Here is a 23,095-nt window from a genome sequence, read left to right on the forward strand (position 1 = left end):
CAGAACAGCGAAGAATGCCACAATTTAACGCTTTGAAAATGATGACACTATCACAGTTGGCGCATTCTTTATTGATAGGGTATAAGTAAAACAACGAGTTAACACCACTGAAACAAAAGAGGTGGAAAATGTTAGAACAAGTATGCCTACTTGCACGGATGGCGGGCGACGCCATTATGCAAGTTTATGATGGAACAGTACCGATGGATGTCGCCAGTAAAGCCGATAACTCCCCGGTGACGGCTGCAGACATTGCCGCGCATACCGTCATCATGGACGGTTTACGTACGCTGACGCCGGATATCCCGGTTCTCTCCGAAGAAGATCCGCCCGGCTGGGAAGTCCGCCAGCACTGGCAGCGTTACTGGCTGGTTGATCCGCTGGATGGCACCAAAGAGTTTATTAAACGTAATGGCGAATTCACGGTAAACATTGCCTTGATCGACAAAGGCAAACCAATTCTGGGTGTGGTGTACGCGCCGGTAATGAAGGTGATGTACAGCGCGGCAGAAGGAAAAGCCTGGAAAGATGAAAATGGTATACGTAAGCAGATTCAGGTACGTGATGCTCGCCCACCGCTGGTGGTGATCAGCCGTTCCCATGCCGATGCGGAATTGAAAGAATATCTACAACAACTTGGCGAACACCAGACGACCTCAATTGGCTCCTCACTGAAGTTCTGCCTGGTGGCGGAAGGGCAGGCTCAACTCTATCCGCGTTTCGGGCCAACTAATATTTGGGATACCGCTGCCGGTCACGCAGTTGCGGCAGCGGCCGGGGCGCATGTTAATGACTGGCAGGGTAAACCTCTGGATTACACTCCGCGTGAATCATTCCTGAACCCCGGTTTTCGTGTCTCTATTTACTAAGTAATTTATGCAGCAGGTCCATTACCTGCTGCACCTCTTGCTGAGTTAAAGCACCATCCTTCGCCCATTGCACGCGTCCGTCTTTATCCAACACCGCAATGGCTGAACTCTCTTCATCCAGCTGCCAGGCTCCACGTGCTACACCATTGCTATCAACGATAAACTGCGACCACGGATAAAGCTTTTTATTACTTTCCAGAGAACTACGGACAAACATGCCGGAACCGGGAATGGCGTCGTCTGTGTTAACAATGGTGGTGGTCTGATAACGGTCATGAGGCAGCTTTGCCGATTTGATCGCTTCAATCAGTGTGGCATTTTTCTCTTTGGCCGAAGTTCGCCCGGCAATATGTTGCAGGACTCGCACTTTTCCTGGTAACTGTGCGCTGTTCCAGTTTTTATAGCTAAACTGATCTTTATCAAGAATCAGTTCACCACGGTCGGCAATCCCCACCGGTGGTACGCGCTGCCCTGTTTCAAATTTATGTGCGGAGGCCATCATCGGCAGTAACAGGCAGGAGAGCGCCAGAATCTTGCGAAGTGTCATAATTTTTCCTTCTTATCGTGTGCAGGTGATCCGACCACTTGGTCTGAGTTTTAATCATAAGTGCGATCTATTTGTTTTTCCCGCAAGTCTGATGCCAGTTTGCGGACGGGCGCACAAATCATATGAAATATGAATGCTTATACTGAAGACCGTGCTTCACTGAAAAGATAATTCTGAATAACTGTAACCATAAGGTAAAAAAATTTCTACAAAGTGGAAACATTGCGGAGATAGTCTATAGTCAGAAGGCATTAAAATTTGCGCCTCAATAATGTTGGGCCGATTGTGGCACCGCGAAGGCGTTAGACTCAGCAGGAGAAAACAATGAAAATTTTCCAACGGTACAACCCACTGCAAGTGGCGAAGTACGTAAAGATCCTGTTCCGTGGACGGTTATACATCAAGGATGTTGGCGCTTTTGAATTTGATAAGGGTAAGATTCTTATCCCAAAAGTGAAGGATAAGCTGCATTTGTCAGTGATGTCCGAAGTTAACCGTCAGGTTATGCGTCTGCAAACAGAGATGGCGTAACCAAAGTGCTATGCAGTAATAAGACGGCTCCTGAATCAGGAGCCGTTGACGTTTGGGGGGTTATGCGACGCTTTCTTCTTTATCTTTAGCGTCAGGCAGTTTTGGGGAAAGCGCAGTGGCTTTATTGTCGATGCGTGTCACCAGCAGCTGGTCGATGCGGTAGTTATCAATATCCACCACTTCGAATTTGTAGCCGGAGAACTTCACCGAATCGGTGCGTTTCGGGATCTTGCGCAGCATAAACATCATAAAGCCGCCGATGGTTTCGTAGTTGTCTGACTGCGGGAACTCATCGATATCCAACACGCGCATCACGTCATCAATAGGCGTACCACCATCGATCAGCCATGAGTTTTCATCTCGCGCCACAATCTGCTCTTCCAGACCCTGACCAACCAGATCGCCCATCAGTGTCGTCATCACATCATTCAGTGTGATGATCCCCACGACCAGCGCGTATTCATTCATGATTACCGCAAAATCTTCACCTGCAGCTTTAAAACTTTCCAGAGCTTCAGAGAGCGTTAATGTGTCTGGCACGATCAACGTATTGCGAATTTGTACGCCACTGTTCAGTGCCAGGCTTTGGTTAGCCAGCACGCGATTAAGCAGATCTTTTGAATCGACATAGCCGATGATGTGATCAATATCTTCATTACAGACGAGGAATTTCGAGTGTGGATGCTCGGCCACTTTATTCTTCAGGCTTTGCTCATCTTCATGAAGATCAAACCAAACTACATTTTCGCGTGGCGTCATGGAAGAAGGTACAGTACGGGATTCCAGTTCGAACACGTTTTCGATCAGTTCGTGCTCTTGCTTACGCAACACTCCCGCCAGCGCACCGGCTTCTACCACCGCATAGATATCATCGGAAGTGATGTCATCTTTACGTACCATCGGTAGTTTGAAGATGCGGAAGATAATATTTGCCAGGCCGTTAAAGAACCACACCAGCGGGGTGAAAACGAACAGGCAGAAGCGCATCGGGTTGATGATACGCAAAGCGACAGCTTCTGGCGCAACCATACCGATGCGTTTCGGGGTTAAATCCGCAAACAGGATAAAAAGGCCAGTCACTAACGAGAAAGAGAGGATAAAGCTCAGTTGCTCGGAGAGTTCTTCAGGCATATAGCTGGAAAACAAGCTGTGAAACGCCGGAGAAAACGCCGCATCACCCACGATACCACCAAGAATGGCGACCGCGTTCAGGCCAATTTGCACCACGGTGAAGAACATACCAGGGTTAGCCTGCATATCCAGCACCCGTTGGGCATTTATATTACCCTCATCAGCCAGCAGTTTAAGTTTGATTTTGCGCGAAGCAGCAAGTGATATCTCCGATATGGAGAAGAACGCACTTACAGCGATCAAGCAGAGTATGACAAAAATACTGTTTAACATATCTTATCCGACCGTTACGGTCAGATCCTCGGAAGGGGACGTTGATTAATTTGTGTGAAAAACACATTGAAAACTGGTTCGAAGGAAGTGAACCAGCATTTTCAGTGGCTAGTATAGCGTAATCGACTGTAATGCCGCCAGAGGGTTAAATTTTGGTTAGCAAATTTGCTGGATCTACTCATAACGTTGTATACATCTCTGTACAAAAAACGAACTACACTTAACTGGCTTCTCTAACCTGAGGTTACGATCATGCCGTTAAGTCCTTACCTTTCTTTTGCTGGCAATTGTGCCGACGCTATCGCTTTCTATCAGCAAACGCTGGGGGCGGAGCTGCTCTACAAAATCAGTTTTGCTGAGATGCCGAAATCTGCACAGGAGAGTGAAGACGGTTGCCCATCAGGTATGCAGTTCCCGGACAGTGCCATCGCTCATGCCAATGTGCGCATTGCCGGAAGTGACATCATGATGAGCGATGCTATGCCATCAGGAAATGCCCACTACTCTGGCTTTACGCTGGTGCTTGATACACAGGATGTTGAAGAGGGGAAACGCTGGTTTGGTAACCTGGCAGCAGAAGGAAAATTGAAATGGACTGGCAGGAAACGTTTTGGGCGCATGGATTCGGTAAAGTCACTGACCGTTTCGGCGTTCCGTGGATGATCAATGTCGTGAAACAGCAGGCGCCAACAGAGTAAGTTGGTTGGGGGCGGTGTTTTACTGCACCGCCATTACTTTCAGCCTAACGCGAGTATTCCTCCTCCATTCGTCGCTCTTCATCGTCTAACTGGCGGCGTTCCTGATCAAGCTGACGCTGGCGATCTTCCAGTTGGCGACGGCGATCTTCAAACTGACGCTGTCTGTCTTCATACTGCCGCCGACGGTCATCACTGACTTGCCGTTGCCAGCTCTCATCGCGCGAGTCATCGTAATTGCGATCACTGTCAGGGTTATAAGCATCACTAATCGCCTGCTGAATATTGCCGATAGTGTCATCAATGATATCGGCCCGTACCGGCAGCGTACTTAGTGACAGCAAAGCAAATAAACAAAGTTGGGGAAAAGTTTTCATAAGCCAGCCTCAGTATCAGACAGGCTTACGTTATAAAAGTGTGAATAAAAGCAGTAGCGGAGTAATCTCAATCATCCCGCATTTCAATTGCTTTTATTGCCTCGACCCGTGCCAGATGGCGCCCACCTTCAAATTTTGCATCCAACCAGGCATCGACGATCATCTTTGCCAGCTCCAGGCCCACGACTCGCGAGCCAAATGCCAGCACGTTGGTATCGTTATGTTGCCGCGACAACTGCGCAGAGTACGGTTCGCTACAAACAACCGCCCGAATACCAGCAAATTTGTTTGCAGTAATTGAGATCCCCACGCCAGTCCCGCAAATCAAAATGCCGCCATCTGCTTCCCCCGCCACCACCGCTTGAGCAACTGCACTGGCGTAACGTGGATAATCAGTACGCTCACCAGACCACGTACCTTTATCGAGTACCTCGATTCCGCGTTGGGCTAAATGCGTAAGGATCTCCTCTTTAAGGATAAAACCCACATGATCGCAGCCGAAGGCAATCTTTTTCATTTTCTGCTCCTGAAGACCGCAAACTTCACGGATTTACATAAGTTGTGATATTTATGGCTCTATATGTGCAATAAATCTACAGTCACTCTAAAAAGAATTATTTTTCTACTCCCAAAGCAATCACTGCGCAATAGTCTTACTACTTTTAGATTAAGCGTTGCTGTAAAGTTGTTTAGCAATAAAAATATATATGTAATTGATTTATATAGATTATGTTTGTTAATTGGATTGATGATATGTTGTTTAATTCACAAAATAACAAACTTTATGAATTTAGCGGTTTTGTGAAGTTGTCAGCATCTTTTCTGTTTTTGCTGTGGTGTTATAGTGGCGTCTTTATTTCATGGACAAGAGAACGCGATGAGCCAGTCAGAGTTTGATTCAGGGCTTCCTGAGGGAATCGGGCTTGCCCCCTACCTGCGAATGAAGCAGGAAGGCATGACAGAAAACGAAAGTCGGATCGTGGAGTGGTTGCTGAAACCAGGCAATCTTAGTAGTGCTCCAGCGATAAAAGATGTTGCGGAAGCATTAGCCGTCTCCGAGGCGATGATCGTAAAGGTCTCAAAATTATTAGGGTTTAGCGGCTTTCGTAACTTGCGTAGTGCGCTGGAAGATTATTTTTCTCAGTCCGAGCAGGTACTTCCCAGTGAACTGGCTTTTGATGAAGCGCCACAGGATGTCGTGAACAAGGTGTTCAACATCACGTTACGCACCATTATGGAAGGCCAGTCGATTGTCAATGTCGATGAGATTCACCGGGCCGCGCGTTTCTTTTATCAGGCAAAACAACGCGATCTCTATGGCGCTGGCGGTTCAAACGCTATTTGTGCGGATATTCAGCACAAGTTTTTACGTATTGGTGTGCGCTGTCAGGCCTATCCTGATGCTCACATCATGATGATGTCCGCTTCGTTGTTACAAGAAGGCGATGTGGTGCTGGTAGTGACCCACTCAGGGCGAACCAGTGATGTGAAGGCGGCTGTAGAACTGGCGAAAAAGAATGGGGCAAAAATTATTTGTATCACTCATAGCTATCATTCTCCGATAGCGAAGTTGGCTGATTATATTATTTGCTCCCCGGCACCTGAAACACCGTTATTAGGTAGAAACGCCTCTGCCCGCATTTTACAACTTACTTTGCTGGATGCTTTTTTTGTTTCTGTTGCCCAGCTTAATATTGAACAGGCCAATAAAAATATGCAAAAAACGGGCGCAATTGTTGATTTCTTTTCACCAGGTGCGCTGAAGTAAAAAAGTAATCCCGCAATCGCGGGATTACCACTCAACCCTACACTGAGAACATTATTATGAATAAATATCTGAAATATTTCAGCGGCGCTGCTGTGGGCTTAATGTTATCAACCAGTGCATTTGCTGCGGCCGAATACGCCGTCGTATTAAAAACATTATCTAATCCATTTTGGGTGGATATGAAAAAAGGTATTGAAGAGGAAGCCAAAACACTGGGGGTGAGCGTAGATATTTTTGCTTCTCCTTCAGAAGGCGATTTTCAATCGCAGTTACAGCTGTTCGAAGATCTCAGTAATAAAAATTATAAAGGGATTGCCTTTGCGCCACTCTCCTCGGTTAACCTGGTAATGCCCGTCGCCCGGGCATGGAAAAAAGGCATTTATCTGGTCAATCTCGATGAAAAGATTGATATGGATAACCTGAAAAAAGCGGGGGGTAATGTTGAAGCGTTTGTCACCACTGATAACGTCGCTGTTGGGGCGAAAGGCGCGGAATTTATTATCGGCAAACTGGGCGCTGAAGGTGGCGAAGTAGCCATTATCGAAGGCAAAGCCGGTAATGCTTCTGGTGAGGCACGGCGTAATGGTGCGACCGATGCTTTCAAAAAGGCCACGCAGATCAAGCTCGTCGCCAGTCAACCTGCCGACTGGGATCGTATCAAAGCGCTGGACGTTGCCACTAACGTGTTGCAGCGTAACCCAAATATCAAAGCAATTTATTGCGCCAACGATACTATGGCAATGGGCGTCGCCCAGGCTGTCGCAAATGCGGGCAAAGTGGGGAAAGTTCTGGTGGTAGGCACCGACGGTATCCCGGAAGCGCGTAAAATGGTTGAGGCGGGTCAGATGACCGCGACCGTCGCGCAGAATCCGGCAGATATCGGTGCCAGCGGTTTGAAGCTGATGGTTGATGCTGCGAAGTCAGGCAAAGTGATTGCCCTGGATAAAGCACCACAATTTAAACTGGTAGATTCTATCCTTGTGACCAAATAAGTTGTCATAAACCCCCTTCTGTAGCGTTATGGAAGGGGGCCATTAAAAAGGAAATTATTTATGGTCACGCCATATATATCCATGGCGGGGATCGGCAAATCCTTTGGTCCGGTTCACGCATTAAAATCGGTTGATTTAACTGTTTATCCTCACGAAATACATGCGTTATTAGGTGAAAATGGCGCAGGGAAATCAACTTTAATGAAAGTGCTGTCGGGAATACATCCACCGAGTAAAGGCACGATCACTATCAATAATACGACCTATGACAAACTGGACCATAAATTAGCGGCACAACTTGGCATCGGGATTATTTATCAAGAGTTAAGCGTTATTGATGAATTAACGGTACTGGAGAATTTATATATTGGTCGCCATCTGACAAAGAAAGTCTGTGGTGTCGATATTATCGACTGGAAAGAAATGCGTATTCGGGCGGCAATGATGTTGCTACGAGTGGGATTAAAAGTCGATTTAGATGAAAAAGTGGCGAATTTATCAATCAGCCATAAACAGATGCTGGAGATCGCCAAGACACTGATGCTCGATGCCAAAGTGATCATCATGGATGAACCTACGTCGTCATTGACCAATAAAGAGGTGGATTACCTGTTTTTGATCATGAACCAGCTGCGTAAAGAGGGCACAGCCATTGTTTATATCTCTCATAAGCTGGCAGAGATTCGCCGTATCTGTGATCGCTACACAGTAATGAAAGATGGCAGCAGCGTATGCAGTGGCATGGTGAGTGATGTCTCTAATGACGACATTGTGCGGCTAATGGTTGGACGTGAGTTGCAAAACCGCTTTAGCGCCATGAAAGAAAGCACCGGAAATGTGGCGCGGGAGACCGTGTTTGAAGTGCGAAATGTTACCAGTCACGACCGCAAAAAAGTCCGCGATATCTCTTTCTCGGTCAGTCGCGGTGAAATTCTCGGCTTTGCCGGGTTGGTAGGATCTGGCCGGACGGAGTTGATGAACTGCCTGTTCGGTGTGGATAAACGTGCCAGCGGCGAAATCCGCCTGAATGGTGCAGCTATCTCACCACGTTCGCCACTGGATGCGGTGAAAAAAGGGATGGCTTACATAACCGAAAGTCGGCGCGATAACGGTTTTTTCCCCAATTTCTCGATTGCCCAGAATATGGCGATTAGCCGCAGCCTGAAAAAGGGTGGTCTTAAAGGCGCAATGGGGCTGTTTCATGACCATGAGGAGCAGCAAATTGCTGAGGCGCAGCGGGAATTACTGGCGCTGAAATGCCATACCGTCAACCAGAATATCGGCGAACTTTCTGGCGGTAATCAGCAAAAAGTATTGATTTCTAAATGGTTGTGTTGTCACCCGGAAGTGATCATTTTCGATGAACCTACCCGTGGTATCGACGTCGGCGCGAAAGCCGAAATCTACAAAGTGATGCGCCAACTGGCGGACGACGGAAAAGTCATCCTGATGGTGTCATCTGAGCTTCCTGAAATTCTCGCCGTCTGTGACCGCATCGCTGTGTTCTGCGAGGGGCGACTGACGCAAATCCTGACCAACTGCGATGACCTGAGCGAAGAGGAGATTATGGCATGGGCATTACCACAAGAGTAAAAGGCGAGGTCGCGGAGAAAAAACCGTTCAACTTCGCGCTGTTCTGGGATAAGTACGGCACGTTTTTTATCCTCGCTATCATCGTCGCCATCTTCGGTTCTTTGTCGCCGGAGTATTTTTTAACGACGAACAACATTAGTCAGATCTTTGTTCAAAGCTCCGTTACCGTATTGATTGGTATGGGCGAGTTCTTTGCCATTCTGGTAGCAGGTATTGACCTTTCTGTCGGCGCGATTCTGGCGCTCTCCGGTATGGTGACGGCCAAACTGATGCTGGCGGGGATTGATCCGATCATCGCAGCACTGATTGGTGGTGTGCTGGTAGGTGGCGCTTTGGGGGCTATCAACGGTTGCCTGGTCAACTGGACAGGTCTCCATCCGTTTATTATCACTCTTGGCACAAACGCCATTTTTCGTGGCATCACCCTGGTGATTTCTGATGCCAACTCGGTGTATGGCTTCTCCTTTGATTTCGTTAACTTCTTCGCCGCAAGCCCACTTGGGATCCCTATTCCGGTGATCTTCTCTCTGCTGATTGCGTTGGTCCTCTGGTTTCTCACTACCCGGATGCGGCTTGGGCGCAACATTTATGCCCTCGGCGGCAATAAAAACTCGGCGTTCTATTCCGGGATCGATGTGAAGTTTCACACTTTGGTGGTGTTCATCATCTCTGGTGTTTGTGCTGGACTGGCGGGCGTGGTTTCCACGGCGCGTCTGGGCGCGGCAGAACCTCTCGCCGGTATGGGATTCGAAACCTACGCCATTGCCAGTGCCATCATTGGCGGGACCAGTTTCTTCGGTGGCAAAGGGCGCATTTTCTCGGTGGTTATTGGCGGGTTAATTATCGGCACTATCAATAACGGTCTCAATATTCTGCAAGTACAAACCTACTACCAGCTGGTGGTGATGGGTGGATTAATTATCGCGGCTGTCGCCCTCGACCGTCTTATCAGTAAGTAAGGAATAGAACATGAAAATCGCTCCCTCATTAATGTGTATGGATCTGCTGAAATTTAAAGAACAGATCGAGTTTATAGACAGTCACGCAGATTATTTTCACATCGACATAATGGATGGTCATTTTGTACCAAACCTGACTTTGTCACCGTTTTTTGTCAGCCAGGTGAAAAAACTGGCGAGTAAACCGCTGGATTGCCACCTGATGGTGACTCGACCGCAGGATTACATCAGCCAGCTGGCGCAGGCTGGGGCTAATTTCATCACGCTGCACCCGGAAACCATTAATGGTCAGGCGTTTCGCTTAATTGATGAAATCCGTCGCCTGGGAATGAAGGTCGGGCTGATCCTTAACCCTGAAACGCCGGTTGAGGCCATGAAATACTACATCCATAAGGCCGATAAAATTACGGTGATGACTGTTGATCCGGGCTTCGCCGGGCAGCCATTTATTCCTGAGATGCTGAATAAAATTGCTGAACTAAAAGCATGGCGCGAGCGTGAAGGTTTGCATTATGAAATCGAAGTGGATGGCTCTTGTAATCAGGCTACTTATGACCGACTGATAGCGGCAGGTGCGGACGTGTTTATCGTTGGCACATCCGGGCTGTTTAATCATGCAGATAATATTACTGATGCCTGGCAGGTAATGACCACGCAGATCCTCAATGCCCGTAAAGGAGTGCAGAGTTATGGCTAAACAGCGTAGCGTGGTGGCGGGCGTGGATATGGGGGCGACTCATATCCGCTTTTGCCTGCAAACGGCTGCGGGGGAGATTGTGCATTGCGAAAAGCGCCGTACCGCAGATGTATTGGTCCCCGATGTCGCCAGCGGAATCGCTGCTATGCTGCATCAACAGTTCGTGCATTACGATGTGACCTGTTGTGGGCTAATCATGGGTTTACCGGCACTGGTTGGCAAAGATCAACGCAGCATTATTTCGACTCCCAACTTGCCATTGTCGGCCGGGGAGCTACATGGCCTGGCTGATAACCTGCAAGCTTCACTGAAATGCCCGTTAGCATTTTCCCGTGATGTAAACCTGCAACTCTCCTGGGATGTGCAGGAAAATCATCTGGTCGATCAACTGGTCCTGGGAGCCTATCTGGGAACCGGAATGGGATTTGCCATCTGGATGAATGGTGCGCCATGGACCGGGGCGCATGGTGTTGCAGGAGAATTAGGGCACATACCGCAAGGTGATATGACTCAACACTGTGGCTGTGGCAACTCTGGCTGCCTTGAGACAGTCTGTTCGGGGCTGGCATTAAAACGGTGGTATGAACAACAACCTCGTAACTACACCTTGAGCGAGTTGTTTGTCCATGCCAGTGATGAGTTGTTTGTGCAGTCGCTGCTCGATCACGCCGCTCGCGCAATTGCTTCCAGCGTAAATTTGTTTGATCCCGATGTGGTGATTCTCGGTGGCGGTGTAATGGATATGGTAGCGTTTCCGCGAGAAGCATTGATTGACAAAATTAAGTGTTATTTGCGCCGCCCGTTACCGTATCAGGAAGTCTGTTTTATTCCGGCATCGTCTTCGGCATTTAATGGTGCGCAAGGGGCCGCGACACTGGCAAGCGGACGTTTCTTTGCGAAGCAATGATATTTACAGGACTCAGTGGTGCTGAATATATAATTTTCATATGAATTACATATATACATTATCCACGCAAATCTATTTGCTATTGCGGGAAAAGTTCGCACTAATACCTAACTAAATTATCCACTCAGCTCACACTTCATTTTCTCAAAATGACATTCTCGCCTTTATTATAAGGCGAGGATATTTTTCATTTTGCCGCTTTAAATATTGATGCCATAAATAATTAAATGGAGATTAAGATGAATAACTCCCGGTTATTCCGTTTGAGCAGGGTTTTTATTGCGCTTACCGCCACTGGTGGGCTGCTAATCAACAGTGTCAGTGCCAGTGCCAGCGAATCGACGCACAAGGCGTCTCAATATACTCAACAAATTAACCAGAATTACACAAACTCGCTGCCGTTCAATGATCGTCAGGATTTTGATGATGCACAACGCGGGTTTATCGCGCCATTGCTCGATCAGGGGATTTTGCGCACACCAGATGGCAAAGTGTACTACCGTGGCGAAGATTTTAAATTTGATCTCAATGCGCCAGCACCGGAAACCGTTAACCCAAGTTTGTGGCGCCAGTCGCAGTTAAACGGCATATCTGGTCTGTTTAAAGTCACCGACAAGATGTATCAGGTTCGTGGTCAGGATATTTCCAACATTACCTTCATTGAAGGGGATACGGGCATCATCGTGATCGACCCGCTTGTTACGCCCCCGGCCGCTAAAGCGGCATTTGATCTCTACTTACAGCATCGCCCACAGAAACCTATTGTGGCGGTGATTTATACCCATAGTCATACCGACCATTATGGTGGTGTTAAAGGCCTGGTTTCAGAAGACGATGTTAAAGCCGGGAAAGTGCAGATCATCGCTCCGGCAGGCTTTATGGATGAAGCGATTAGCGAAAACGTGATGGCCGGTAATATCATGAGCCGTCGCGCACTTTACTCCTATGGCCTGTTACTACCACGTAACCCCGAAGGTACTATTGGCAATGGTCTTGGTGTAACGCTGGTAACGGGTGATCCTTCAATTATTGCACCAACAATCACCATAACGAAAACCGGTGAAAAACGGATTATCGACGGTCTGGAGTTTGATTTCCTGATGGCACCAGGCAGTGAAGCGCCGTCAGAAATGCATCTCTATATTCCGGCACTGAAAGCGCTGTGTACCGCAGAGAACGCCACCCATACGCTGCATAACTTCTACACTTTGCGTGGCGCTAAAACCCGTGATACCAGTAAGTGGACGGAATACCTTAATCAGACCCTGGATATGTGGGGTAATGAAGCAGAAGTCTTGTTTATGCCGCATACCTGGCCGGTCTGGGGTAATAAACATATCAATGATTATGTAAGTAAATACCGCGACACCATCAAATACATTCATGACCAGACTCTGCATTTAGCCAACCAGGGCTACACCATGAATGAAATTGGCAACATGCTCAAGTTACCACCGTCACTGGCAAATAACTGGGCCAGCCGTGGTTATTACGGTTCTGTCAGCCATAATGCCCGTGCGGTGTATAACTTCTATCTGGGCTACTACGACGGTAACCCGGCGAATCTCAATCCATATGGTCAGGTGGATATGGGGCAACGCTATGTGAAAGCGCTGGGGGGTTCTGCCCGGGCCATTAACCTGGCGCAGGAAGCCTATAAACAGGGCGATTACCGCTGGGCGGCAGAGCTGCTCAAGCAAGTGATCGCTGCGAATCCGGGTGATCAGGTAGCGAAAAATCTGCAGGCTAATACCTTTGAGCAACTTGGTTATCAGGCGGAATCAGCCACCTGGCGTGGCTTCTACCTGACCGGAGCGAAAGAGCTGCGTGAAGGCGTCCATAAATTCGCTCACGGCACCACCTACTCTCCAGATACCTTGAAAGGAATGTCGGTAGAGATGCTGTTCGATTATATGGCCGTGCTTCTCAATAGCGAGAAAGCCGAAGGTAAGAGCGTCAATCTGAACTTCAATATGGATAATGGCGATAACCTGAACCTTACGCTTAATAACAGCGTGCTGAACTACCGACAAACCCTGCAACCAAACGCCGATGCTTCGTTCTATATCAGCCGAGCGGATCTGCATCAGGTCTTGACCGGGCAGGCAAAAATGGCCGATCTGATCAAAGCGAAGAAAGTGAAAGTGATTGGTAAAGCGGCGAAGCTGGATGAAATTTTTACCAGCCTCGATCAATTTGAGTTGTGGGTAAATATCGTTACACCAAATTAATTAGCGTATAGCTTCCGGGGGTGACCCCCGGAAGCGATTTTTTCAATAAATAGTTTTCACAAAACAATAATGTTAATGAATAAGTTCTGAATGCGGTAAAAGATTAAAGCCATTTCGCAGGTATTAAAAAATCGCCATACTGTGCTCCGGTTTCGCTATTCATATTGACCAGGGATATTATTCGCCGTAAACGGGATGTTTTTATGATGCAAAGAATTAAATCCATTTTAGGAACGCAGTTAAAAAAATTGTTTCTGCTCATACCAGCAATATTATTAACCGGTTGTAAGTTATCTCCTGCAATTCCCGTCATCGGTGCTTACTATCCTGGCTGGCTTTTCTGCCTGATTGCAGGCGTCGTTCTTACCCTTATTACGCGGCAAATCATACTGCGCACTTATAACAACCTGTCATGTGCCGGGCTGGTTTACACCGCGCTGTTTGCCCTCTACTCCACGCTGTTCTGGCTGGTTTTTTTCTAACTTATTTTTGAGATGCGCTCATGGAAAGTACGCCAAAAAACGCTACGCGCAATAAATTACCCGCGTTGATCCTGACCGTTGCGGCAGTCGTTGCTCTTGTTTATGTGATCTGGCGTGTCGATAGCGCCCCGGCAACTAACGACGCTTACGCATCTGCGGATACCGTTGATGTGGTGCCAGAAGTCAGTGGCCGCATTGTGGAACTTGCGGTCAAAGATAACCAACTGGTGAAACAGGGCGATCTTCTATTTCGTATTGATCCGCGCCCCTATGAAGCAAGCCTCGCAAAAGCCCAGGCGTCGCTGACCGCGCTGGATAAACAAATTATGCTCACCCAGCGTAGCGTTGAAGCCCAGCAACTCGGAGCCGCGGCAGTGAAGACATCGGTGGAGAAAGCCCTGGCGATTGTTCATCAGACCAGTAAAACCTTTCAACGTACCGAGTCTCTGTTGGCAGAGGGCTATGTATCAGATGAAGATGTGGATCGCGCCAGAACGGCCCATCGCTCAGCACAGGTTGACTATGCAGCACTGTTACTACAGGCACAATCTGCGGTCAGTGGTGTGGGAGGCGTGGATGCGCTGGTCGCCCAACGTGAGGCCGTTCTCGCCGATATTGCACTGACAAAGTTGCATCTGGAGATGGCTACCGTTCGTGCGCCTTTTGATGGACGCGTGGTGTCGCTGAAAACATCTGTCGGGCAGTTTGCTTCGGCGATGCGGCCGATTTTCACACTGATCGACACCCGCCACTGGTATGTCATCGCTAACTTCCGTGAAACAGAGCTGAATAATATCCGCGCCGGAACACCCGCGACAGTTCGCCTGATGAGTGACAGCGGTAAAACCTTTGAAGGCAAAGTCGATTCCATTGGTTATGGCGTATTACCAGACGATGGCGGCATGGTATTAGGTGGGCTACCACGTGTATCTCGCTCAATCAACTGGGTACGTGTTGCCCAGCGTTTCCCGGTAAAAATCATGGTAGATAACCCTGACCCTGAGATGTTCCGTATAGGTGCTTCGGCGGTTGCTAACCTTGAGCCACAATAATGAGCGCGCTCAACTACCTTCCGCTACCAATGGTTCGGCTGTTGGCTTTTCTTCATGAGGAGTTAAACGAACAGCGACCGGGGCGTATGGCACAAACCTTCCAGCTATGGGCTGGCTGTCTGCTGGTTGTGCTGATCTCCATGACGTTTGAGATCCCGTTTATGGCGATCTCACTGGCTGTTCTGTTTTATGGTGTGCAGACAAATGCCTTCTATACCAAATTTGTGGCGATCCTGTTTGTGGTTGCTACGGTGCTGGAAATGGGTAGCCTGTTTTTGATCTATAAATGGTCTTACGGCTACCCGCTGATGCGTCTGGTGATTGCCGGGCCGATATTGATGGGCTGCATGTTTATGATGCGTACCCATCGGCTGGGGTTGGTCTTTTTTGCTGTGGCAATTGTCGCTATTTACGGGCAAACCTTCCCGGCGATGATCGATGTGCCGGAAATTGTTGTACGTCTGACGCTGTGGTGCATCGTGGTTGGGCTTTACCCGACCTTGCTGATGACGTTAATCGGTGTGTTGTGGTTTCCCAGCCGGGCAGTAAATCAGATGCATAAAGCGCTAAGCGAGCGTCTGGATGATGCGTTACGTCATCTCACCAACGAGGTTTCACCGTTAGCAGAAAAATATATTGAACGGGAAGCGCTGGCGCTGCAAAAGCTGAACGTCTTCTGTCTAGCCGATGACGCGGAGTGGCGTAAGAAAAGCGCCTGGTGGCAGAACTGTGTTGCTACGGTCACTTATCTCTATACCAGCCTGAATCGTTACGATGTCCGTGCCTTCCCGGAATCCCCGGAAATGACTGTTTTACGTCAGAAGCTGATCAGTGAAGTGCAGTCGCTGCAACAAGCCATTTGCGCAGGTGAAACCTGGCAAAGCAACTGGCAGCTTCGGGAAGATGAACTTACGCTTGCTCATCAATGTGGTTTGTTCAGCCATTGTCAGATGTTGCTGCAACTGGGGCATATGGACCCAGCGACACCCCCCACACCAGCAGCAAAACCGCCATCAATGGTCGCGGATGCATTTACCAATCCTGATTATTTGCGTTATGCCCTGAAAACATTGCTGGCATGTTTGATTTGCTACACCTTTTATTCCGGTGTCGATTGGGAAGGTATTCACACCTGTATGCTGACCTGCGTGATTGTCGCTAACCCCAATATTGGCTCGTCATATCAGAAAATGGCATTACGTTTTGGTGGCGCATTCTGTGGGGCGATTCTGGCGCTGGTGGTCACTATTTTTGTGATGCCGTGGCTGGACAATATTGTCGAGTTACTGTGCGTGCTGGCCCCCATTTTCTGGATTGGCGCAAGGCTGGCAACCAGTTCAGAGCGTTCGTCTTATATCGGCACCCAGATGGTCGTCACTTTTGCCCTCGCCACGCTGGAAAACGTCTTTGGCCCGGCGTATGACCTCGTGGAGATCCGCGATCGTGCTATCGGTATTTTGATCGGAACGGCAGTTTCAGCAGTCATTTACACTTTTGTCTGGCCGGAAAGTGAAGCACGCGCTTTACCACAAAAACTGGCCGGAGCAATGGCGATGCTCAGCAAACTGCTGCGTATTCCACGCCAGCCGGAAGCCGCCATGGAACGAACTTATCTGCAATTGCGGATTGGCTTACATGCAGCGTTCAACGCCAGTGAAGAGATGTATGAACGCGTCGCGCTTGAGCGTCAGCTTGCAGGAGCAGAACGGGAAGCTCTCCTGCAGCGCGCGAAGAGTGTCATTACCCTTGGTCGGGAAATTATTCACACCTGGGATAATACCGGGATTAACTCGCTTACCCCTGAGCGCGTGAATCAACTTGCCGGAGCGCTGGAATTTTACGCCGCAGGATTGCCACAACATACCAGCCTTTCCCCCACGCTTGACATGAGTGAATTAAATCAACAGGAGCAGCGCGTCATGCAGTTAATCGCCAGTCTACCTGACTGGACTTCCCCAACGCTTACGCCTGCCACGCAACACGTGCAAGGAGCTACACCATCATGAGCCGTCATCTTTCCCGCTTAATTCTCTGTGGTCTGTTAGGCGGCGCGACGCTGCTTTCTGGCTGTGCCCTGGTACGCAAAGATTCTGCGCCGCATCAGCAGTTAGCCCCCGAGCAGATTAAACTTGCCGATGACATTCACCTGGCAAGCGCCGGTTGGCCACAAGCGCAGTGGTGGCGACAATTTAACGATCCGCAGCTTAACGCCCTTATCGAGCGTACTTTGCAGGGATCGCACACGCTTGCAGAAGCCAAATTACGCGTTGAGAAGGCGCAATCGCAGGCGGATTTACTGGAAGCTGGTTCACAATTGCAAGTTGCTGCGCTGGGAATGTTGAATCGCCAGCGTGTCTCGGCGAATGGTTTTTTAAGCCCCTATGCGATGGATGCACCGCATCTTGGTATGGACGGGCCGTATTATACCGAAGCCACCGTTGGCGTATTTGCCGGGATGGATCTGGATCTGTGGGGCGCTCACCGTTCATCGGTCGAGGCCGCCATTGGCGCACAAAATGCCGCGCTGGCCGAGTCTTCGGCGGTGGAGTTATCACTTACCACGGGTGTGGCACAGCTTTACTACAGTATGCAGGCCAGCTACCAGATGTTGGATTTGCTGGAGAAAACACGCGATGTGATTGATTACGCAGTAAAAGCGCACCAAAGCAAAGTCGCCAGTGGTCTGGAAGCTAAAGTGCCTTACCACGGCGCAAGGGCGCAAATCCTCGCGGTAGAAAAACAAATCGCGGCAGTAAAAGGGCAACTCCGTGAAACACGTGAATCCCTGCGTGCGTTGATGGGGGCTGGTGCCAGCGATTTGCCAGAGATCAAACCTGTTGCGCTTCCTTTGGTAAATACCGGTATTCCGTCATCACTTTCTTACGAACTACTCGCCCGGCGCCCGGATCTGCAAGCGATGCGCTGGTACGTTCAGGCATCTTTAAATCAGGTGGACGCCGCGCGGGCGTTGTTCTATCCAAGCTTTGATATCAAAGCATTCTTCGGGCTGGATGCTATTCATCTCGACAGCTTATTCAAAAACACCAGCAGGCAGTTTAACGTCATTCCTGGTCTGAAATTACCGTTGTTTGATGGTGGGCGACTGAATGCCAACCTCGAAGGAACGCGGGCGACCAGTAATATGATGATTGAACGCTATAACCAGTCGGTACTCAATGCCGTTCGTGATGTGGCGATAAACGGTACGCGTCTACAAACGCTGAATAATCAGCGAGAAATACAAGCTGAGCGCGTAGAAGCCATCCGTTATACCCAGAAGGCTGCAACAGCGGCCTGGAAGCAAGGGCTAAGCAGCCGTTTGCAGGCAACGGAATCGCAGCTTCCGGTGTTAGCTGAAGAGATGTCATTGCTGATGCTGGATTCACAACGTGTTGTGCAAAGTATCCAACTGATCAAGTCGCTTGGTGGTGGCTATCAGGCAATACCTGCCAGTAAGTAATTCTCACACCGCGCGGTGAATGTCGCGCGGTATCTCACTTCGTCACGTCAAAACTGACGACAGCCTGTTTTTCGTCAGGGTTTTGACCACAATTCACCCGTAATATCAGGGTAAACCCACAAATAAAATGTGGCATAGAAGATGCATACTCAAGGCGACAGCGCGTATGCGCGATTTGATTAACTGGAGCAAGACCGATGAAAAAAGTCGTCACGGTTTGCCCTTATTGCGCATCAGGTTGCAAAATCAATCTGGTGGTCGATAACGGCAAAATCGTCCGGGCTGAGGCGGCGCAGGGGAAAACCAACCAGGGAACCCTGTGCCTGAAGGGGTATTACGGCTGGGATTTCATTAATGATACCCAGATCCTGACTCCGCGCCTGAAAACCCCCATGATCCGTCGCCAGCGTGGCGGCAAACTCGAACCTGTTTCCTGGGATGAAGCGCTGAATTACGTTGCTGAGCGTCTGAGTGCCATTAAAGAGAAGTATGGCCCGGATGCCATCCAGACCACCGGGTCTTCGCGTGGTACGGGTAACGAAACCAACTATGTAATGCAAAAATTTGCGCGCGCCGTTATTGGTACCAATAACGTTGACTGCTGCGCTCGCGTCTGACACGGCCCATCGGTTGCAGGTCTGCACCAGTCGGTCGGTAACGGCGCAATGAGCAACGCCATTAACGAAATTGATAATACCGATTTAGTGTTTGTTTTCGGGTATAACCCGGCAGATTCCCACCCCATCGTGGCGAATCATGTGATTAACGCTAAACGTAACGGGGCGAAAATCATCGTCTGTGATCCGCGTAAAATCGAAACTGCGCGCATTGCTGACATGCATATCGCACTGAAAAACGGCTCAAATATCGCGCTTCTGAATGCGATGGGCCATGTCATTATTGAAGAAAATCTGTACGACAAAGCGTTCGTCGCTTCTCGTACAGAAGGCTTTGAAGAGTATCGTAAAATCGTTGAAGGCTACACGCCGGAGTCGGTTGAAGATATCACCGGCGTTAGCGCCAGTGAGATTCGTCAGGCAGCGCGGATGTATGCCCAGGCGGAAAGCGCAGCCATTCTGTGGGGCATGGGTGTTACCCAGTTCTATCAGGGCGTGGAAACCGTACGTTCTCTGACCAGCCTCGCGATGCTGACCGGTAACCTCGGTAAGCCGCATGCGGGGGTAAACCCAGTTCGTGGTCAAAACAACGTGCAGGGGGCCTGCGATATGGGCGCACTGCCAGATACTTACCCTGGCTACCAGTACGTGAAAGATCCGGCTAACCGCGAGAAATTCGCCAAAGCCTGGGGCGTAGAGAGCCTGCCTGCACATACCGGTTATCGCATCAGCGAGCTACCGCATCGCGCAGCGCATGGCGAAGTGCGCGCCGCGTACATTATGGGCGAGGATCCGCTGCAAACGGATGCGGAACTGTCGGCAGTACGTAAAGCTTTTGAAGATCTGGAACTGGTCATCGTTCAGGACATCTTTATGACCAAAACCGCGTCGGCGGCGGATGTCATTTTACCGTCAACGTCGTGGGGCGAGCATGAAGGCGTGTTTACTGCGGCTGATCGTGGCTTCCAGCGTTTCTTCAAAGCCGTTGAACCGAAATGGGATCTGAAAACGGACTGGCAAATTATCAGTGAAATCGCCACCCGGATGGGTTATCCGATGCACTACAACAACACCCAGGAGATCTGGGATGAGTTGCGTCATCTGTGCCCGGATTTCTATGGTGCGACTTACGAAAAAATGGGCGAATTGGGCTTCATTCAGTGGCCTTGCCGCGACACATCAGATGCCGATCAGGGGACTTCTTATCTGTTTAAAGAGAAGTTTGATACCCCGAACGGTAAAGCACAGTTCTTTACTTGCGACTGGGTAGCACCAATCGACAAACTTACCGACGAGTATCCGATGGTGCTCTCAACGGTGCGTGAAGTTGGACACTACTCTTGCCGCTCGATGACCGGTAACTGTGCGGCGCTGGCGGCGCTGGCGGATGAACCTGGTTATGCGCAAATCAATACCGAAGATGCAAAACGTCTGGGTATCGAAGATGAAGCGCTGATTTGGGTACACTCGCGTAAAGGCAAAGTCATCACCCGTGCTCAGGTGAGTGATCGTCCGAACAAAGGGGCGATTTACATGACCTACCAGTGGTGGATCGGTGCCTGTAACGAGCTGGTCACTGAGAACTTAAGCCCGATTACGAAAACGCCGGAGTACAAATATTGCGCCGTACGTGTCGAGCCAATTGCTGATCAGCGTGCCGCCGAGCAATATGTGATTGACGAGTACAACAAGCTGAAAACCCGCCTACGCGAAAGCGCACTGGCGTAAATCCCTCCACAACAGCCTCCAGCCGGAGGCTGTTTTTTTTCCATGCATTCTATTTATACTGTCTACTCCTTACCCTACATAAAAATGAAAATGAAACGATTATTTGCATTGATGTTTTTACTAACATTCTTTGCCCATGCCGACGAACCGCAGCCCGGAAGCCAATATCTGCAAGCGGCAGAAGCCGGTGACAGACGAGCACAGTATTTTCTTGCTGATAGCTGGCTTAGTTCCGGCAATCTCAGCAAGGCGGAATACTGGGCGCAAAAAGCAGCTGATAATGGTGATGCTGATGCCTGTGCTTTACTGGCACAAATCAAAATCACCAATCCGGTAAGTCTGGATTATCCACAAGCAAAAATTCTGGCTGAAAAAGCTGCTCAGGCAGGGAGTAAAGAAGGCGAAGTCACGCTGGCGCATATTCTGGTAAATACCCAGGCAGGTAAACCTGACTATCCGAAAGCTATTTCATTACTCGAAAATGCCTCTGAGGATTTGGAAAACGACTCTGCCGTTGATGCTCAGATGCTGTTAGGGCTTATTTATGCGAACGGCGTGGGCATTCCCGCCGATGACGAAAAAGCGACCTGGTATTTCAAGCGCAGTTCTGCCATTTCACGCACCGGTTATTCAGAATATTGGGCGGGAATGATGTTCTTAAACGGTGAAGAAGGTTTTATCGAGAAGAATAAACAGAAGGCGCTGCACTGGTTAAATCTGAGCTGTATGGAAGGGTTTGATACCGGGTGCGAAGAGTTCGAAAAATTAACTAACGGTTAAACGGCGCATTCAGCACGAGGTCGGATACGGCGTTAACGCCTTATCCGACCTGAAAAAATCACGCTAAATCAGACTATTGCGCAGTTTTATCAAATTTGCCCAGCACTTCACGCTCATAAGCCAGCGCTTTCTTACGGTCAAATTTGTGTTCCCACTTGGCAATCACCAGCACCGCCAGGGCGTTACCCACCACATTCAGTGCCGTACGTGCCATGTCGAGGATACGGTCAACCCCGGCAATAAACGCCAGACCTTCCAGCGGGATCCCTACGCTTCCCAACGTCGCCAGCAATACCACAAACGATACGCCAGGCACGCCAGCAATCCCTTTTGACGTTACCATCAGCGTCAGTACCAGAACGATCTCCTGCCAGATTGACAGGTCAATGCCGTACAGCTGGGCGATAAAAATAGCGGCAATACTTTGATATAGCGTTGAACCGTCAAGGTTAAAGGAATAACCGGTCGGAACCACGAAACTGGTGATCGACGCCGGTGCACCGTAGGCTTCCATCTTCTCAATAATTCGCGGCAGCACGCTTTCAGAGCTGGCAGTGGAGTACGCCAGAATCAGCTCATCTTTCAGAATACGAATCAGGATCCAGACACTTAACCCGCACAGGCGCGCCACAATTCCCAGTACTACCAGCGCGAAGAACAGAATGGCGAAATGCACCAGCAGCACCAGTTTCGCCAGTGGCCACAGTGAAGAGAAACCAAAGTTAGCCACCGTCACCGCAATCAACGCAAACACACCTACCGGCGCGTAACGCATCACCATGTGAGTCACTTTAAACATGGTTTCAGAAATGGAGCGGAACACGGTCACCAGCGGTTCACGATGCGTTGCGGGCAGGGAGGAAAGCCCCAGACCAAACAGTACCGAGAAGAAGATGATCGGTAACATTTCGCCTTTCGCCATCGACGCCACAATATTCGTCGGCACCAGAGACAAAATCGTGCCCATAATACCGTGGGAACTGCTCTGTACCGCTTCTGTAGTGCTCTGATATTTCGAGATATCGACGGTCGCCAGCTGTGACATATCCACCCCTGCACCGGGCTGGAAGACGTTCGCCAGGGTGATCCCCAGAATGATGGCGACAGTGGTGATCACCTCGAAATAGATAATGGTTTTCGCGCCAATACGCCCCAGTTGCTTAGCATCACCCACACCGGCGATACCGACAATCAGTGTCGAGATCACAATGGGTACAACGATCATTTTGATCAGATGAATAAAGATATCGCCTGCCGGAGAGAGAAAATTGACGACTAACCAGTCACGGCTATCACTGTGATAATGCAGGTAACTTCCCAGGAGAATGCCCAGCACCATAGCAATAAGGATCTGCCAGGCCAGGCTGATTTTTATATTTTTCATACGATTGACTTCCTCAGTGGAA

Annotated in this window: 20 protein-coding genes and 1 pseudogene; 16 read left to right on the forward strand and 5 right to left on the reverse strand. The window is 49.3% G+C overall.

All coding sequences use genetic code 11. From position 1 onward, the window contains the following. Positions 1-128: 128 nt before the first annotated feature. Entirely contained in the window at positions 129-869 is a 741-nt protein-coding gene (gene cysQ / locus EFER_RS21330; protein ID WP_000893392.1) for a 3'(2'),5'-bisphosphate nucleotidase CysQ, read from the forward strand. Here cysQ and EFER_RS21335 read toward each other — a convergent pair. Further along, positions 859-1,416 (reverse strand): YtfJ family protein, encoded by a 558-nt coding sequence (locus EFER_RS21335; RefSeq protein WP_000175262.1) that lies wholly within the window; start codon positions 1,414-1,416, stop codon positions 859-861. The two genes, cysQ and EFER_RS21335, sit on opposite strands and share 11 nt — an antisense overlap. Before the next feature lie 324 nt (positions 1,417-1,740). On the opposite strand from EFER_RS21335, the gene EFER_RS21340 reads away from it, so the two are divergent. Further along, positions 1,741-1,947 (forward strand): DUF1107 domain-containing protein, encoded by a 207-nt coding sequence (locus EFER_RS21340; protein WP_000689228.1) that lies wholly within the window; start codon positions 1,741-1,743, stop codon positions 1,945-1,947. Between the two features lie 60 nt (positions 1,948-2,007). On the opposite strand, the gene paeA is transcribed toward EFER_RS21340, so the two are convergent. Further along, entirely contained in the window at positions 2,008-3,351 is a 1,344-nt protein-coding gene (gene paeA, locus EFER_RS21345; RefSeq protein ID WP_000934982.1) for a polyamine export protein PaeA, read from the reverse strand. Between the two features lie 252 nt (positions 3,352-3,603). Between paeA and yjdN the strand changes: the two are divergent. After that, positions 3,604-4,049, forward strand: a pseudogene (gene yjdN, locus EFER_RS21350) (VOC family metalloprotein YjdN). Between the two features lie 44 nt (positions 4,050-4,093). Here the strand turns inward: yjdN and yjdP are convergent. Continuing rightward, positions 4,094-4,423, reverse strand: coding sequence for a DDRRRQL repeat protein YjdP (gene yjdP / locus EFER_RS21355; RefSeq protein ID WP_000847205.1), 330 nt, complete (start codon positions 4,421-4,423; stop codon positions 4,094-4,096). 67 nt (positions 4,424-4,490) lie between these two features. Beyond that, on the reverse strand, positions 4,491-4,940 hold the full coding sequence (gene rpiB / locus EFER_RS21360) for a bifunctional allose-6-phosphate isomerase/ribose-5-phosphate isomerase RpiB (RefSeq protein ID WP_000716786.1): 450 nt from the start codon (positions 4,938-4,940) through the stop codon (positions 4,491-4,493). A 360-nt stretch (positions 4,941-5,300) separates the two neighbouring features. Between rpiB and EFER_RS21365 the strand changes: the two genes are divergently transcribed. The 13 genes from EFER_RS21365 (at position 5,301) to yjcO (ending at position 21,689) form a co-directional block, all read left to right on the forward strand. Next, a complete protein-coding gene (locus EFER_RS21365; RefSeq protein WP_000083220.1) occupies positions 5,301-6,191 on the forward strand; it encodes a MurR/RpiR family transcriptional regulator in 891 nt (296 codons plus the stop codon). 56 nt (positions 6,192-6,247) lie between these two features. Continuing rightward, entirely contained in the window at positions 6,248-7,183 is a 936-nt protein-coding gene (alsB, locus tag EFER_RS21370) for a D-allose transporter substrate-binding protein (protein ID WP_001046183.1), read from the forward strand. Positions 7,184-7,243: 60 nt separating this feature from the next. Further along, a complete protein-coding gene (gene alsA, locus EFER_RS21375) occupies positions 7,244-8,776 on the forward strand; it encodes a D-allose ABC transporter ATP-binding protein AlsA (protein WP_000258618.1) in 1,533 nt (510 codons plus the stop codon). Continuing rightward, a complete protein-coding gene (gene alsC / locus EFER_RS21380; RefSeq protein WP_000513252.1) occupies positions 8,755-9,735 on the forward strand; it encodes a D-allose ABC transporter permease in 981 nt (326 codons plus the stop codon). Before alsA ends, alsC begins: the two co-directional genes overlap by 22 nt. A gap of 10 nt (positions 9,736-9,745) precedes the next feature. Beyond that, complete coding sequence (gene alsE, locus EFER_RS21385; protein ID WP_000684965.1) at positions 9,746-10,432, forward strand: D-allulose 6-phosphate 3-epimerase; 687 nt, start codon at positions 9,746-9,748, stop codon at positions 10,430-10,432. Next, positions 10,425-11,339 carry an allose kinase gene (gene alsK, locus EFER_RS21390; RefSeq protein WP_001118914.1) on the forward strand — a complete coding sequence of 305 codons (915 nt, stop codon included), beginning with the start codon at positions 10,425-10,427 and terminating at the stop codon, positions 11,337-11,339. The genes alsE and alsK overlap by 8 nt, the downstream gene beginning before the upstream one ends. A gap of 239 nt (positions 11,340-11,578) precedes the next feature. Further along, positions 11,579-13,570: an alkyl/aryl-sulfatase gene (locus EFER_RS21395; RefSeq protein ID WP_001066041.1), complete on the forward strand. Its 1,992-nt coding sequence runs from the start codon at positions 11,579-11,581 to the stop codon at positions 13,568-13,570. Between the two features lie 206 nt (positions 13,571-13,776). Beyond that, on the forward strand, positions 13,777-14,052 hold the full coding sequence (locus tag EFER_RS21400; protein WP_024256574.1) for a YtcA family lipoprotein: 276 nt from the start codon (positions 13,777-13,779) through the stop codon (positions 14,050-14,052). Positions 14,053-14,072: 20 nt separating this feature from the next. Then, positions 14,073-15,104 (forward strand): multidrug transporter subunit MdtN, encoded by a 1,032-nt coding sequence (gene mdtN, locus EFER_RS21405; protein WP_000446399.1) that lies wholly within the window; start codon positions 14,073-14,075, stop codon positions 15,102-15,104. Further along, entirely contained in the window at positions 15,104-17,110 is a 2,007-nt protein-coding gene (mdtO, locus tag EFER_RS21410; RefSeq protein ID WP_001275245.1) for a multidrug efflux transporter permease subunit MdtO, read from the forward strand. Before mdtN ends, mdtO begins: the two co-directional genes overlap by 1 nt. Further along, on the forward strand, positions 17,104-18,564 hold the full coding sequence (locus EFER_RS21415) for an MdtP family multidrug efflux transporter outer membrane subunit (protein ID WP_024256575.1): 1,461 nt from the start codon (positions 17,104-17,106) through the stop codon (positions 18,562-18,564). The genes mdtO and EFER_RS21415 overlap by 7 nt, the downstream gene beginning before the upstream one ends. Before the next feature lie 197 nt (positions 18,565-18,761). Continuing rightward, positions 18,762-20,909: a formate dehydrogenase H subunit alpha, selenocysteine-containing gene (locus EFER_RS21425; RefSeq protein WP_015953946.1), complete on the forward strand. Its 2,148-nt coding sequence runs from the start codon at positions 18,762-18,764 to the stop codon at positions 20,907-20,909. A gap of 90 nt (positions 20,910-20,999) precedes the next feature. Further along, entirely contained in the window at positions 21,000-21,689 is a 690-nt protein-coding gene (gene yjcO / locus EFER_RS21430; RefSeq protein WP_015953947.1) for a Sel1 family TPR-like repeat protein YjcO, read from the forward strand. 73 nt (positions 21,690-21,762) lie between these two features. Here the strand turns inward: yjcO and gltP are convergent, their stop codons facing one another. Continuing rightward, positions 21,763-23,073 (reverse strand): glutamate/aspartate:proton symporter GltP, encoded by a 1,311-nt coding sequence (gltP, locus tag EFER_RS21435; protein WP_002431724.1) that lies wholly within the window; start codon positions 23,071-23,073, stop codon positions 21,763-21,765. Positions 23,074-23,095 lie beyond the last annotated feature (22 nt).

Origin of the sequence: Escherichia fergusonii ATCC 35469 (assembly GCF_000026225.1) — a bacterium.
In the GTDB taxonomy this organism is placed as follows: domain Bacteria; phylum Pseudomonadota; class Gammaproteobacteria; order Enterobacterales; family Enterobacteriaceae; genus Escherichia; species Escherichia fergusonii.

Coding starts and splice junctions, on each gene's coding strand:
- alsC (WP_000513252.1), top strand. CDS start 8,755: ATGGGCATTACCACAAGAGTAAAAGGCGAGGTCGCGGAGAAAAAACCG.
- alsA (WP_000258618.1), top strand. CDS start 7,244: ATGGTCACGCCATATATATCCATGGCGGGGATCGGCAAATCCTTTGGT.
- yjdP (WP_000847205.1), bottom strand. CDS start 4,423: ATGAAAACTTTTCCCCAACTTTGTTTATTTGCTTTGCTGTCACTAAGT.
- EFER_RS21365 (WP_000083220.1), top strand. CDS start 5,301: ATGAGCCAGTCAGAGTTTGATTCAGGGCTTCCTGAGGGAATCGGGCTT.
- alsB (WP_001046183.1), top strand. CDS start 6,248: ATGAATAAATATCTGAAATATTTCAGCGGCGCTGCTGTGGGCTTAATG.
- mdtN (WP_000446399.1), top strand. CDS start 14,073: ATGGAAAGTACGCCAAAAAACGCTACGCGCAATAAATTACCCGCGTTG.
- cysQ (WP_000893392.1), top strand. CDS start 129: ATGTTAGAACAAGTATGCCTACTTGCACGGATGGCGGGCGACGCCATT.
- EFER_RS21335 (WP_000175262.1), bottom strand. CDS start 1,416: ATGACACTTCGCAAGATTCTGGCGCTCTCCTGCCTGTTACTGCCGATG.
- EFER_RS21400 (WP_024256574.1), top strand. CDS start 13,777: ATGCAAAGAATTAAATCCATTTTAGGAACGCAGTTAAAAAAATTGTTT.
- mdtO (WP_001275245.1), top strand. CDS start 15,104: ATGAGCGCGCTCAACTACCTTCCGCTACCAATGGTTCGGCTGTTGGCT.
- paeA (WP_000934982.1), bottom strand. CDS start 3,351: ATGTTAAACAGTATTTTTGTCATACTCTGCTTGATCGCTGTAAGTGCG.
- alsK (WP_001118914.1), top strand. CDS start 10,425: ATGGCTAAACAGCGTAGCGTGGTGGCGGGCGTGGATATGGGGGCGACT.
- EFER_RS21340 (WP_000689228.1), top strand. CDS start 1,741: ATGAAAATTTTCCAACGGTACAACCCACTGCAAGTGGCGAAGTACGTA.
- rpiB (WP_000716786.1), bottom strand. CDS start 4,940: ATGAAAAAGATTGCCTTCGGCTGCGATCATGTGGGTTTTATCCTTAAA.
- EFER_RS21395 (WP_001066041.1), top strand. CDS start 11,579: ATGAATAACTCCCGGTTATTCCGTTTGAGCAGGGTTTTTATTGCGCTT.
- yjcO (WP_015953947.1), top strand. CDS start 21,000: ATGAAACGATTATTTGCATTGATGTTTTTACTAACATTCTTTGCCCAT.
- alsE (WP_000684965.1), top strand. CDS start 9,746: ATGAAAATCGCTCCCTCATTAATGTGTATGGATCTGCTGAAATTTAAA.
- gltP (WP_002431724.1), bottom strand. CDS start 23,073: ATGAAAAATATAAAAATCAGCCTGGCCTGGCAGATCCTTATTGCTATG.